We start from the raw sequence: 13,729 nt of genomic DNA, 5'->3' as shown, positions 1-13,729 counted from the left end.
TTGACACTACACGGAATTTGCAATAACTATTCCAAGTTATAAATTTACTGTTTAGTATTTGTAGGCATCGGGTATTGGGAGCTTTTTATTGAGTGGTACAGGGCGTTTACCGCGCCCTTTTTGGAAGCGTTTTAATTGGAAGACATAAGCTAACACTTGTGCAACGGCAGTAAATAGCTGATCAGGTATTTGATGGCCAACATCGGTGGTGTGATATAGCGCACGAGTAAGCATGGGTGATTCAACAATTGGCACGTCATTCCCCTTGCCCACTTTACGAATTTGCATAGCAAGCTCGTCCACGCCTTTGGCAAGAACAATAGGCGCACCCGCTTTAGCTGTATCGTATTTGAGTGCTACAGAATAATGGGTCGGGTTGGTTACAATCACATCTGCATCAGGCACGTCTTGCATCATACGCCTTTGCGACATTTCACGCTGAGTACGGCGAATACGCGCTTTTATTTGCGGATCACCCTCTGAGTTTTTGTATTCGTCTTTCACCTCTTGTAGGGTCATTTTTAACTGTTTATGGTGCTTATGACTCTGGTAAGGTGCATCAATGGCAGCAATAATCACGAGCGTACACGTCAAACCTAAAAACATCCAAGCGAGGATTTCAAGGGCATGTATGATGTTTCCTGGTGCACTTTCGATACTTAAATGCAGTATCTCATCAAAGAAGGTGTTGATTAAAAACACTGCAAAGCCAGCAACGACAGCAAATTTTAAAATTGACTTTAATAACTCAACCGCAGCTTGAGGACCAAACATGCGCTTTATCCCTTTAGCAGGAGACATTTTACTTGCTTTTGGTGCTGCCGCTTGCCAACTGAAGTTATAGCCACCCAGTAAAGTATTCCCAACAAAAGCGGCTATGACGATGATCAACACAAACATTGCCATTGGGAATAACAACGCATCCGCAACGATTTCCCACACCGAAAACATCTTAGTGGTGTCGTAGGTTTCATTGCGATTAAGACTTAATAGACGCCCCATCACATTATAAAGACCTTTGCCAATTTCAGGGCCATACAGCAAGAGTGATACTGCCGAAAAGATTAGTACGAACATAGTACCCAGCTCTTTTGAACGAGCTACCTGCCCCTTTTTCTTGGCGTCTTCTATTTTTTTCCCGGTGGGTTCTTCGGTTTTTTCTTGACCTGAATCTTCAGCCATGGCGCGCTCCTAAGGTGTACAACCAACAAGGCTACACATTAACTCAACCATTTTTAACCACTGAAACTCAAATTGAGTCATGAAATTACCTAGTGTTGCCCAGATAATCACAAGACCAGCTACTAAGGTAAACGGAAAGCCAATTGAGAAAATATTTAACTGCGGCGCTGCACGAGTCATTACACCAAATGACATATTTATAATTAACATGGCAGTTAAAGGGGCGAGGGATAATACGAGAGCCGTAGTAAACATCCAACCACCCCAAGTAACGATATCCCAATAATGATCGACCGACCACCAATTGCCATCAATTGGCAGCACTTCGAAACTATGAATGACCATTTGTATCATCATTAAGTGGCCATTGAACACAAAGAAAAGCAAAGTCGCCAAGATCAGATAAAATTGCCCCACAGCGGGTACACTCAGACCATTCGATGGATCTACGACAGACGCAAAACCTAGACCTGTTTGCATCGCAAGTATTTGCCCGGCAAGGACAAAAGTATTTAGCAATAAAACAGATGCAAACCCAATTGCAACACCTATGAGCATTTGCTGAATAACCACGAAAATCATTTCAAACGAAAAAAGATTGTTGAAAGTCGCAGGGGGCAGCATAGGCACCGCAACAAAGGTTACAACCACTGACAAGCCAAGTTTAATTCGGGTTGGCACATTTTTAGCGCCAAGGCCTGCCATAATCATTATCATCGAGCTAATACGCACCAATGGCAGCAAAAAATCACTAAGCCATTGAATGATGACCGCAAAAGGAAACTCCATTTAGCCAGCAATCTCAGGAATAGACAGAATTAAACGATTAAAAAAATCCATTAATTCTTGCGTAAACCAGTGACCGCCGACAATAAGAGCGCTTATGGTAATTAGCAAACGAGGTAAAAAGCTTAAGGTTTGCTCATTGATTGATGTTGCCGCTTGGAAAACAGCCACTACAAGACCGACTAATAAGCCAGGTACTACGATTGCAGACACCAACTTTATAACTAAAAATAGCGCATCACTGAGTATATCGACAAAAATTTCGGGTTCCATTTTGTCTCTCCTACCTAATTATGTGTCTTGAATTGCATTGTCACACTCCAAGCCCAAAGCTCTTCGCCAGCGTGCCCATCACAAGGCTCCAACCATCTACTAATACAAACAGCATGATCTTAAAGGGTAACGACACAATCATCGGCGAAAGCATCATCATACCCATGGCCATTAATACGGAGGCCACTACTAAATCCACAATCAAAAATGGGATGAAAAACATAAAACCAATGATAAAGGCCGTTTGCAGTTCGCTGGTAACAAACGCTGGGATCAATACAATCAGCGGCGTGTCTTCTGGCGAGTCGAGTTTGTCGTAGCCGGCTATTTTCGCAAAGGTCTCTAAATCTTTTATACGAACTTGTGAGAGCATAAACGCTTTCATTGGCTCTTTGGCAAGCTCTAATGCTTGTACAGAGGTAACTTGTTCATTCAAGTATGGCTCAATAGCGCGCTCATTCACCTGCTGATAAATTGGCGCCATAATAAAAATACTTAAAAATAGTGACATGCCTAACAAAATTTGATTCGAAGGCGTTTGTTGTAAGCCTATTGCTTGGCGTAGTATCGCCAGAACCACAATAATCCGTGTAAATGAGGTCATCATAATGACCGCCGCTGGAATAAAGCTCAGCGCCGTCATGATCGCTAACACTTGTAGCGTCACTGAGTAATCTTGAGAGCCATCAGGGTTGGTGGTAATGGTCAGTGCTTCTATACCCTCAGCGTTAACCGACGGCAAAAACAACACACTTGCTAAAATAAGTATCCACTTGATCATAGCGTTAATTCTTTTTATTTGAAGGTGATTGTGGGTTCAGTAACTTTCCAAATTTCTTGGCAAGTTCTGGCAGTTCTTTTTCTTGTAATGGTGTTTCTAGCTTATGGAGGTAATTAATACTGTGCGGAGTCACACCAATTAAGTGTTGAGCGTTATCAATTTCAATGACCATCAAACGCTCACGAGAGCCTAAAGGCAAACTGCGCACTACTTTAAACTCCTCACTGTTGGCAAGGTTTGGGTTTAATTTTTTCACCAAAAAAGCCAAAGCAATAATAACCACCAGCACTAAAAGCAAAGACATCACCATAGACAGTAAATCTGCCGTCGGTGATGCCGTAGGAAATGCAGTGCTCGACGCACTTGTTAAAGCGACTAAAGCATTCATCGTAACTTTTTAATACGCTCAACTTGGCTGATAACGTCAGTTAAACGAATACCGAACTTATCGTTTACAACAACCACCTCACCATGCGCAATCAGCGTGCCATTAACCAATACATCAAGTGGCTCACCAGCAACTCGGTCTAGTTCTACCACTGAACCTTGGTTAAGCTGTAATAAGTTACGAATGTTGATTTTTGAACGGCCCACTTCCATCGAAATAGTAACCGGAATGTCCAAGATGGTATCAAGCTTACGTTTTTCGTCGCCCGATAGCTCATGTCTTTCATCTTTTAATTCATCAAGCTCTGCCACAGCAGCATCGCCTGAGCCACCCTCAGCCTCTTCAGCTTCGGCTAGTGCCGCGGCCCATTCGTCCATTGTATCTTGATCATCACTCATTATGTTTAACCTTATAAATCGACTACCAGTCTAAATCTACACCTTCAGATAGATGTAGATCTTCTTCTAGTTCTGCTAATTCTGCATCTGAATCCAGTTTTTTGCCACCTTTTGTGAACACGTGTAGTTCTGACTTAACTGATTCAGGGCGTTTAATTTTTTCGCTAATTTGTAGTGCTACATTGTCACGAGAGCGGCCCATTTTCGCTCTGAAGGTCGGCAGTTCTTCTACAAATACGGTGATATGCTCTGGCATTTCAACTGGGATAATATCGCCAGCTTTAAGCTCCATAATCTGTTGTAGCGTTAAATCAACCTCAAGCAATTGAGTCGATAAATCGACTTCTACATCCATGATCTCATCACGTAATGCTTTACTCCAACGTAAGTCGGTGTCTTCGGTGTCTGATTGCACACCGGCATCGAGTAATTCACGGATTGGCTCAAGCATTGAATACGGTAATGCGATATGGAAATCACCACCACCACCATCTAGCTCAATATGGAAAGAGCTAATAACAACCACTTCAGTTGGACTTACGATGTTAGCCATCGCAGGGTTAACTTCTGAGTCAAGGTACTCAAAAGACACATCCATTACCGGCGCCCATGCTTCTTTATAATCTTCGAAGATGATTTTAAGGAGCATTTGAACAATACGCCGTTCTGTTGGCGTAAATTCACGGCCTTCTATTTTTGCATGATAGCGGCCATCACCACCAAAAAAGTTATCCACTAAAATGAATACTAATCGGGCTTCCATGGTAATTAAGCCAGTGCCCTTCAACGGACGAAAACGTACCATGTTCAAACTGGTTGGCACGAATAAGGTATGGATATATTCGCCAAATTTAATCATTTGCACGCCGTTGATTGACACCTCAGCGGTGCGGCGCATCATGTTAAATAGGCTAATTCGCATATGACGGGCAAAACGTTCATTCACGATCTCCAAGGTCGGCATACGACCACGGACAATACGATCTTGTGATGAGAAGTCATACTGTAAGGTATTACTGTCTAAGTCATCACCTTCGTGAATATCTTCCTCTTCGACTTCATCAACGCCGTGTAAAAGCGCATCAATTTCGTCTTGAGATAATAAATCGCTCACGCTGACCCCTTATTGCATCACAAAGCCGGTGAATAATACCCGCTCTATCACTTTGCTACCTTCAACATCACTTAATGCTGATTGTACTTTTTCAAGTGCAGCAACACGCACTGACTCTTTACCTTCACTGGTACCTAATTCATCTGCGGTCGTTGTTGAAAGAACGCCAAGTAAAGTACTTTCGATAAGTGGAATATGCTTTTTGGCAGTTTCTTCGTTCACTTCACCGCGAACAAGTAGCTGAACTTTTATTTGCACAATACGGTCGCGACTCGCACCGGGTACATTAAATACAAATGGGCGTGGCATTGCGACATACAGAGCCGAACCAATCTGTGCGGAGCTCGATGGTGCAGCAGCCTCTGTCACTGTGGTTTCATCTGCTAGGCTTTCTTCAGGGGCATCATCGCCCATAAATAAAAAGTAACCCGCAGCAGCACCAGCAATCAACACTACTGCAGCAATGATGATAATCAGCTTCTTTTTGCCTTTACCCGTATCTTCTATTTCTAAATTTGCTTCTTCGGCCATTGTCACTTCCCTCAAAGTTACAGCAAGCTGTTTATTGCGCTGTAACTATTTTATTTCTTATAATAGCAGGACTTATGCATAGTAATCTATTGATGATGAAGATTGTTGTCGAGAAGTTTCTGCGCTTTGCGCTGTTACTTCTGGTTGTTGCTCCTCAGCTTGTTGATTTCCTGCAAGCTGCCCTTGCCCAGACTGCTTTTGTTGTTGCTCAGGGTTACCCTGCTGAATACTACTTTCACCCAGTTCAATACCTTGCTGCGCAAGCATTTCGCGCAAACGTGGCATTGATTGCTCTAAAGCTTCTTTAGCCTGCTGATTTTGAACAACAAAATTAATTTGCGCTTGTTCAGCATCGCTACGTATACGAATTTGCATACTGCCCATTTCTGGTGGGTCTAAGCGAATTTCAGCTTCTTTATTATTAATATTTAGTAACGCACTAACTCGCTCTTGAAGCATCTTTGCGGCGTCACTCTTTATAATATTGATCGCTTGCATTACACCAGGGTCAATGCTCACCGATTTAGAGTGAGCCTGAGTTTGTGCGGTTGCTTGAGTCTGCATTGTTTGTGCATCAATTGCTTGCTCATATTGCTGATGAGCCACCTCATAGGCACCCGGTTGTGTTGCTGCATTGGCTTGAGTCGTTAACTGAGTAAATAACTGAGCTACACGCGAAGGCACAGCTTCTTGTGTACGTTCAGTATTAATTTTTGTATCAAGCTCTAAAGTTACTTCTTCATTAGTTGCAGCCTTTGTAACATCGGCTGTAACCTGCGCAGTATTGTTTTGTTTTGTATTATTACTTTCAACATTCACTGTTGCTGCGGTTACTGGCATCGCATTACTGGCTGTTGCGGGGGCATTAATAGCCTCTTTGAGCACAGTTTGTGCCGCAGAAAGTTTTTCGTACTGAGCAGTACCCGGCGTTAACGTTTGCAGTTGAGTATTCACTTTATTTAACAGTGCTTGCTGCTCATCTTTCGTCAGTGCAGTGATTTGCTTTTCGATGCTAGTCGGCAGTTTAGTATCAAGCGCTTTATTATCAGCTAATTTAGCATCTTGTTTTGTCAGGCTTTCATCAGCAATGTCTTGCTCTACAGCAAATTGTGATACAGGGCTCTGTGCAGTTTGTGTTGTAGGCTTACTACTCATCACATCAGTCAATAGCGACTTGATTGTTGCCAGCTCATCAGCGCCAAGCTTATTGTCAACTTTTAGTTGATTGATTTGTTGTTCAAGTTGCTTTTGTTGATCAGTGCTGAGCGACAAACCTTTAGCGAACTCACTTACAGCCTGCCCGTCGCCACTTTGTAGTTTGGCAAGCAGCTTAACGATTGACTTATCAGTTACTGGTTTATCTGATGCTTTTGCCGCGCTTGCTTCAACGCTCTTTGGGGCTACCTGCTCAGTAGCTAGGTTTACTGCTGGCTTATCAACGTTGCCATGCGCTTGCTTTGTCGTCACTTCAGCCGCTTTTGCATCAGTTTGAACGCTATTATTTGCATCGCTAAGCATCTTGCTTAAAACAGCTTTGCTTTTATCACTCGCGCTGAGTTCATTTCCATCAGCTGTTTTTACAGCGTCTAAATCAACAGTGGTTTCTTTACTGTCAGTTGCTTGTATTGCACTGGCAAAGTTAGCTACCTGAGGTTTTGTATCCGGTGTATTAACAGCTGAAACACCCTGCTTTTCTTTGTCTGTTAATGGGCCATCAACAATAGGGGTCACGCTATCTTTTGGCGGTAAATCACCAATCGCTTTTAGTTGACTATCTACCACTGTCGCAACTTTAGACTTATGTAATAAACTTGCGATTGAGTTGTCATCTTCTGCTGCGACTTTTGAATCATCGGTTTGCGCAACGTCTGTCATAGGTGAAGGTATTACAGGTGTAATGGTATCGATTGGGGTTGGTTTTTTATCAACAACTACAGGGCTAAAGTCATTATTTTCAATCAATTTATTAACACGTGTACTCATAGCTTGAGCCGCATTAATTTGCGAAAGCAGTGAGTTATCTTCATCTTCTACAAGTGCAAGTTCATCGCTTTGTTCTTTAGTTACAGCTTCATTACGAACATCTGGATTTATTTTAGGCTGCTGATCTGTAGATGTGGGAGTAGTTGCAGCTTTAGCATCAGTCGCTGTATTCTCATCACCTGGTTTTGCATCTGATTTAGGTTCTTCAGAAGTACTGATAGCTTTAGGTTCATCAACTGAGTCAGCATCTGCATCACTTTTTGCTTGCGCGTTTGCCGCTTCACTTGCTTCTGTCAGTGAAGTTAAAAAACTTAAGCCCGATGCTTTGTTGTTAGACTCTGAGTCTTTGCCTGAAAAACCAGTACCTTGCTCAGTTTTAACCTGCAAATTGATATCACTGATCGCCATAATTCACCTAAACCTAGTCATCTAAAGTAATGAGGCAATTTGCCGCCGCAAGTGCCAAAATTAATGCTACTGGTTAGGTAAATGCAATTAACATGCCTAAAAAGGAAGTATTTTAAAGAAGTGCGTTTTTAAGTTGGCGCTGATAAAACTGATTTGCAGCAAATTCATCCAGCATTTTTTGTTCTGCTTTTGCCACTTGCATCGCTTGTTTTTCAGCTTGCTTTTCGATTAACTTCGCTACTGCTTTTGCTTTCACTTGTTGCTTTAACCACAGTGCTTTTCGCTGTGTCACAACTTGTTTTGCGGTATTCACTGTACTTGCTTGCTGGCGTATCGCTTCTTCAATTTTTGCAATAAAAGCATGATATTGGCTGAAGCCAGCACTAGACAAACCAGAGCGACCTTTCAAGTGTAACTGCTGAGAATACTCCATGCGAAAGTTATTCAGCCCTTGCAGTTTTTGTTGATTACTTTGTAAGTGCTGCTGTGCTTTTAAATAATCCATGCGTAAAGACTCTTCTTTATCGCTCTCAAGCTTTAACAATAAATCAAGTTTACTTTTAGCCATTAACCTTGCCCTAATAACTGCGCTAGACCTTGCAGACCTTCATCATAACTGATCACATCTTTCATACCTTGTTGAAGGAATTGATTGACTCGCGGCATCATATTAATTGCTTGGTCGAGCATAGGATCGGTGCCTTTTTGGTACGCTCCTAAGGTGATCATATCTTTGTTTTGTTGATACATTGAATACACTTGCTTGAGCACACGCGCTTGTTGCATATGCGCTTCAGATACAACCTGCGGCATTACACGAGAAATCGACTTTTCAATATCAATAGCCGGATAGTGACCACTGTCGGCTAAATCTCGAGATAAAACAATGTGGCCATCTAAAATAGCGCGGGCAGAGTCAGCAATTGGGTCTTGCATATCATCGCCCTCACTAAGTACAGTAAAAAACGCTGTAATGGCACCTTGCCCTTCACCACCATTACCAGCACGCTCCACCAGCGCAGGTAATTTAGCAAATACTGAAGGCGGATAACCTTTCGTAGCCGGAGGCTCACCAACCGCTAAGGCAATTTCACGTTGTGCCATGGCATAACGGGTAACAGAGTCAAGTAATAACAACACGTTAAGTCCTTGATCGCGAAAGTATTCCGCAATGGTCACTGCACTTTCACAGCCTTTTAAACGCATTAATGGTGACGCATCCGCAGGGGCTGCAACCACCACTGAGCGCTTACGCCCTTCGACTCCTAAAATTTCTTCAATGAATTCTTTTACCTCACGACCACGTTCACCCACAAGGCCAACCACGATTACATCTGCTTCAGAACCACGAGTCATCATACCTAGTAGCACTGATTTACCAACACCAGAGCCTGCAAACAGACCCATACGCTGGCCTTGACCCACGGTAATAACGGAGTTGATGGCTCGTACACCTACATCCATAGGTTGACTGATTGGTCGTCTTGCCAGCGGGTTAATTGCGTTTTGCGCAAACTTTAAGTGATGCTCAGCATTAATTGCACCTAAGCCATCAAGTGGCCGACCAAGGCCATCTACTACGCGGCCAAGCAAGCTCATGCCTACAGGCAATCCTGTTTCGTTTACTTTTGGGATAACTCGCGCACCTGGTAGTACGCCAGAGATGTGATCATTTGGCATTAAGTACAGTGTTTGGTCATTAAAGCCAACAACTTCAGCATCAACAAAGCCGTTAATGGTTTCAATTTTACATTGACTACCAACAGGTGCTCTAAGCCCTTTTGCTTCTAGCGTTAAACCAACAACACGCGTCAGAATACCGGCAACAGCCGGTTTTGGAGCCTTGATATGTTTTTCATAGCGCTGTAAGCGTTCGCTAAGAGTCATTGATTGAGCACTCATAATGAGCCTAAAAAGTGTTAGATACCACTGCTATGCAAAAAGTTTTCCAACGTTTCTTTGACGCGAGTTTTTATCGTCATATCGAGGGATGATTGCGGGGTTTTAATTTCGCAGCCACCGCGCTCTAAAGTCGGCTCTGCCACTAACTGCCAATGGTTATCTGCAATAGTTTGTTCGCCATAACTTTCGGTAATTAAAGCAATATCATCAGGATGTAAGTGAATACGTACTTTCACTTGCTCTTCACCTAACGCATCAATGGCTTGCTTCAAAGCATGTAAAATGACTTCAGGTGAGGTTTTAATTTCTTGGTAAACTAAGACCTCTGTCAGCATCACAGCTAACTGCACTAACTGCTTTTCGGCACTTTCATCGACTTTAGATAATGGTTGAGAAAGGCTATCAAGTAAGCTTCTTAAGTTGGTGAGCTGCTCTTCTAAAATAGGCTTAATTTCTTCTTGGCCTTGCTCCTTACCAAGCTCAACACCTTCTTTAAAACCAGCTTCTTTCCCCTCATGCGCGCCTTTTTCAAAACCATCTATATAGCCTTGTTCATGACCTTGCTTTAGCCCTTCTTCATAGGCATCTTGACGGATTTTTTCAAGTTCAGCCATGGTCAATGACGGAATTTCAGGCTCTTCTGGCTGCTCTTCGGCCTGCTGCTTTTGCTGCTCTTTACGATATAAGTCAGCTAAAGGCGTGCCATACGCCGTTGAGCGTCCAGCGAGTTTTGTTGTATCTTGCGTCACTTCAGGAATTGGCCAGTTTTCCAATAGTTCATCGGCTGCTTCACTGGCATGTACTGGGCGTCCTGTATGAAATGAAGACTTACTCATGGCTTACAGGAACTCCTCACCACCACCGCCACCAAGCATAATTTCGCCTGAGTCAGCTAAACGACGTGCCGTAGAAAGAATTTCTTTCTGTGCCGCTTCTACTTCGCTAATACGAACAGGGCCCATTGCCTCAAGATCATCAGCGAGTAATTCAGCGGCACGTTTTGACATATTGCCCAAAATCTTCTCTTTTAATGCTTCGTCAGTACCTTTAATTGCTTTCATTAATACATCTTGCTGTACTTCACGAAGGATCGCTTGAATACCACGGTCTTCAACATCCATTAAGTTCTCAAAGACAAACATAAGGTCTTGGATTTGCTGTGACATCTCTTCATCGTGTTCACGGATTGAATCCATTAACTGACCTTCAACATTGGTATCTAGGTAGTTCATGATATCAGCGGCCGCTTTCAAGCCACCCATTTTCGCAGCTTGCGCACCAGCTTGACCTGCGAACTGTTTCTCCATGATTTCATTCAACTCTTGCAATGCTGCTGGTTGAACTTCTTCAAGGTTTGCAATACGCATGGTTAAATCTAAACGCACTTTTTCTGGGAATTGCGACAAGATTTCCGCTGATTGCTCTGGCTCTAAATAAGATAAAACAATGGTTTGAATTTGCGGGTGCTCGTTGCGAATGATATTCGCCACTTGCTTTGAGTCCATCCACTTCAATGAATCAAGACCTTTCGCCCCTGAGCCCATAACAATTTGGTCAATAAGGCTGGCAGCCTTGTCTTCACCAAGCGCTGCTGTAAGGGCTTTTTTAATAAAGTCTTCAGACTGGAAGCCAATGGTACTGAAGCTTTGAATTTGCTCAATAAACAAATTATGGACTGCGCTAATTTTCGCTTGCGATAAATCATCTAGTGCGGCCATTGCCATACCCACTTTTTGCACTTGCTTTGGCTCTAAGTGCTTAAGGATTTGCGCAGCATCTTCTTCTGATAAGCTCAGCAATAAGATTGCCGCCTTATCAACACCGTCTAATTTATCAACATCAAACGCCGGTGGTAATTGTTTTTGTTCTTGATCAGTCATCTTCTGTTAACCACGCTTTCACTACTTGAGAAGACAGTTCTGGTTCATTTGCAACCAATGCACGAACTGCTTTGAGTAAATCTTCATCGCCATGTAAGTCTGGCAGCTGTAGTGTACCATCACTTGAGAATCCTACAGCAGCAGAGTCAAAGTCTTTATTTAGCATATCTAGCGTGCTATCACCAATATCTACACCTGCACTTAATGCATCTTCATCATATTCTTCTAGTGTATCGTCTGGGTAAATTAGACGTTTCAGCATAGGTCTTACAACAAAGACAATAAGTACGATGATAACCAGTGCACCTAATGCTAAGCGTAGCATCTTCATGAACCAATCTTGCTCCCAAAGTGGAACTTCAATCGCTTCACCTGTATCTTGTCTTACAAATGGCACTGTGACGACTTCAAGTGCATCACCGCGTTGCATATCAAACCCAACACCACCTTGTAGTAAGCGACGAATATTTGACAATGCTTCGACAGAGCGAGGAACCATAGTTGTTTCACCGTTTTCACCTACTTGTGGTACATAATCAACTGCAACTGACACACTGATGCGGCGGATAACACCGGTTTGCTGGCGCTTATGCGAAATTGTGGTATCAAGTTCGTAGTTACGTGTTGCTTCTTTATGCGAACGACTTGGGTTCGTTGCTGAACCTGCACTACCTTGGCCAGCGACCTCAGGAATATTAGAGTTAACTGGCGGCTGATTCGTTAGCGCACCTGGAATGCCCACAGCAAGACCACCAATGTTGTTTTCTTCGAACGTGGTTTCACTGCGCACAGCGGGTAAGTCTGGGTTATAACGTTTTTGTGTTTCTTCGACTGCACTAAAATCCATATTTAAGTCGACTTGCGCTGTGTAGTTACCTAAACCTACAACTGGAATAAGGATGCTATCGATTTTATTTAAGTATTCTTCTTCACGCTTACGTTCAATCTCATACTCTTTACGAGAGCGAGCAGCAAGTGAGTTTTGTGAACCTGAATTAAGTAAGCGACCATTTTGATCGGTAACAGTAACACGCTCTGGCGATAACCCTTGGACTGCTGAGGCAACAATATCAACTACTGAGTCAACTTCTTCACCGTCAAGTGTACGACCGCGTTTTAAGGTAAGCACTACCGTCGCTGAAGGTTGTTTTTCACGACGAGCAAATACGTTTTCTTTTGGAATAGCTAAAAGTACTTTGGCGCGAGTAACATTTTTTAGCTCTTCGATGGTACGTGCAAGCTGTTGCTCACGACCATGTTTTAAACGTTCACGTTCAAGGCGTTGGCTTACACCAAACCCCATGTCTTGCATGATGATGTCAGTACCTGAGCTTGGCGCTTGCTCTAGGCCTTCACGAGCCATCAATAATTTGATGTTTTGGTATTCACCTTCTTCAACAGAGATGACGTTACCATCAAGTTCGTAATCAATCTTTTGAGCGTCTAAAAAGTCCAGCGTTTGAATAAGCTCTTCCGTTGGCATTTTGCCAAGCGGACGCATATCTGGCTGACGAGCCCAAATAATAATAAAAATTGCGATAGCCAAACAGATTGCTAAAGCAATCACTAAAGTAGCCTGGCGTAAAACGTCTACACCATTTAAGGCACTTAGGTAGCCTGACTTTTGCTCTTGTTGATCGTCAGTATCGGTTGCATCGATACCGCCACCTGCTAAGGCTAGATCAGTTGATTGATTAGATTGCGCCACAATAATTCTCCACTACCTAGTTACACAGGCATGTTCATAATTTCTTTATAAGCTTCAACAAGTTTATTGCGAACCTGTACCGTCGCTTCAAAGGCAACTGATGACTTTTGCGAAGCAATCATTACGTCCGCAAGTGAAACACTGCGATCGCCCATTTCAAGCGCGGTTACCTTTTGTTTTGCTTCTTGCTGTAAGCCATTCACTGTATCAAGTGCATTGGTAAGTAAATCACTAAACTGTGCCGATGAAGTTGGCTGAGTTTGTGTTGGTAAATTATTAATTGAGTTACTACGACCAACTTCTGAAGCCATAGATTGCATTTCTTGAAATAATGCGCTGTTTTGAACTTTCATAATACTCTCTGACAATGCAGTTTACTTATGCACTGATAAAGC

General features: G+C 42.9%; 15 protein-coding genes. All 15 read right to left on the bottom strand.

Going from position 1 to position 13,729, the window contains the following annotated elements; translation table 11 throughout:
- Positions 1 to 51: 51 nt before the first annotated feature.
- On the bottom strand, positions 52 to 1,182 hold the full coding sequence (gene flhB, locus ISP07_RS04990; RefSeq protein WP_209327006.1) for a flagellar biosynthesis protein FlhB: 1,131 nt from the start codon (positions 1,180 to 1,182) through the stop codon (positions 52 to 54).
- Positions 1,183 to 1,191: 9 nt separating this feature from the next.
- The gene (gene fliR / locus ISP07_RS04985; protein ID WP_209327005.1) at positions 1,192 to 1,971 is read right to left on the bottom strand and encodes a flagellar biosynthetic protein FliR; all 780 of its coding nucleotides are present in this window, start codon (positions 1,969 to 1,971) and stop codon (positions 1,192 to 1,194) included.
- Complete coding sequence (fliQ, locus tag ISP07_RS04980) at positions 1,972 to 2,241, bottom strand: flagellar biosynthesis protein FliQ (protein WP_209327004.1); 270 nt, start codon at positions 2,239 to 2,241, stop codon at positions 1,972 to 1,974.
- A gap of 40 nt (positions 2,242 to 2,281) precedes the next feature.
- On the bottom strand, positions 2,282 to 3,022 hold the full coding sequence (fliP, locus tag ISP07_RS04975) for a flagellar type III secretion system pore protein FliP (RefSeq protein WP_199529237.1): 741 nt from the start codon (positions 3,020 to 3,022) through the stop codon (positions 2,282 to 2,284).
- Between the two features lie 4 nt (positions 3,023 to 3,026).
- Entirely contained in the window at positions 3,027 to 3,410 is a 384-nt protein-coding gene (fliO, locus tag ISP07_RS04970; RefSeq protein WP_194442542.1) for a flagellar biosynthetic protein FliO, read from the bottom strand.
- Positions 3,407 to 3,808, bottom strand: coding sequence for a flagellar motor switch protein FliN (fliN, locus tag ISP07_RS04965; RefSeq protein WP_054553267.1), 402 nt, complete (start codon positions 3,806 to 3,808; stop codon positions 3,407 to 3,409). The genes fliO and fliN overlap by 4 nt, the downstream gene beginning before the upstream one ends.
- A gap of 22 nt (positions 3,809 to 3,830) precedes the next feature.
- Positions 3,831 to 4,922, bottom strand: a complete 1,092-nt coding sequence (gene fliM, locus ISP07_RS04960) for a flagellar motor switch protein FliM (RefSeq protein ID WP_054553268.1) — start codon at positions 4,920 to 4,922, stop codon at positions 3,831 to 3,833.
- Positions 4,923 to 4,931: 9 nt separating this feature from the next.
- Positions 4,932 to 5,453 (bottom strand): flagellar basal body-associated protein FliL, encoded by a 522-nt coding sequence (gene fliL / locus ISP07_RS04955; protein ID WP_054562177.1) that lies wholly within the window; start codon positions 5,451 to 5,453, stop codon positions 4,932 to 4,934.
- 72 nt (positions 5,454 to 5,525) lie between these two features.
- A complete protein-coding gene (locus tag ISP07_RS04950) occupies positions 5,526 to 7,844 on the bottom strand; it encodes a flagellar hook-length control protein FliK (RefSeq protein WP_209327003.1) in 2,319 nt (772 codons plus the stop codon).
- Between the two features lie 112 nt (positions 7,845 to 7,956).
- On the bottom strand, positions 7,957 to 8,412 hold the full coding sequence (fliJ, locus tag ISP07_RS04945; RefSeq protein ID WP_209327002.1) for a flagellar export protein FliJ: 456 nt from the start codon (positions 8,410 to 8,412) through the stop codon (positions 7,957 to 7,959).
- Complete coding sequence (gene fliI, locus ISP07_RS04940; RefSeq protein ID WP_054553272.1) at positions 8,412 to 9,746, bottom strand: flagellar protein export ATPase FliI; 1,335 nt, start codon at positions 9,744 to 9,746, stop codon at positions 8,412 to 8,414. The genes fliJ and fliI overlap by 1 nt, the downstream gene beginning before the upstream one ends.
- Before the next feature lie 17 nt (positions 9,747 to 9,763).
- Positions 9,764 to 10,582, bottom strand: a complete 819-nt coding sequence (fliH, locus tag ISP07_RS04935; RefSeq protein WP_054553273.1) for a flagellar assembly protein FliH — start codon at positions 10,580 to 10,582, stop codon at positions 9,764 to 9,766.
- A gap of 3 nt (positions 10,583 to 10,585) precedes the next feature.
- A complete protein-coding gene (gene fliG, locus ISP07_RS04930; RefSeq protein ID WP_054553274.1) occupies positions 10,586 to 11,626 on the bottom strand; it encodes a flagellar motor switch protein FliG in 1,041 nt (346 codons plus the stop codon).
- Positions 11,619 to 13,334 (bottom strand): flagellar basal-body MS-ring/collar protein FliF, encoded by a 1,716-nt coding sequence (gene fliF / locus ISP07_RS04925; protein ID WP_054553275.1) that lies wholly within the window; start codon positions 13,332 to 13,334, stop codon positions 11,619 to 11,621. The genes fliG and fliF overlap by 8 nt, the downstream gene beginning before the upstream one ends.
- A gap of 20 nt (positions 13,335 to 13,354) precedes the next feature.
- Positions 13,355 to 13,687: a flagellar hook-basal body complex protein FliE gene (fliE, locus tag ISP07_RS04920; RefSeq protein ID WP_209327001.1), complete on the bottom strand. Its 333-nt coding sequence runs from the start codon at positions 13,685 to 13,687 to the stop codon at positions 13,355 to 13,357.
- Between the last annotated feature and the right edge of the window lie 42 nt (positions 13,688 to 13,729).

The sequence above is a fragment of the Pseudoalteromonas sp. PA2MD11 genome (assembly GCF_017808125.1).
Lineage (GTDB): Bacteria > Pseudomonadota > Gammaproteobacteria > Enterobacterales > Alteromonadaceae > Pseudoalteromonas > Pseudoalteromonas simplex.
Note: the sequence above shows the minus strand (reverse complement) of the source record. Positions and strands in the feature narration are given on the sequence as shown.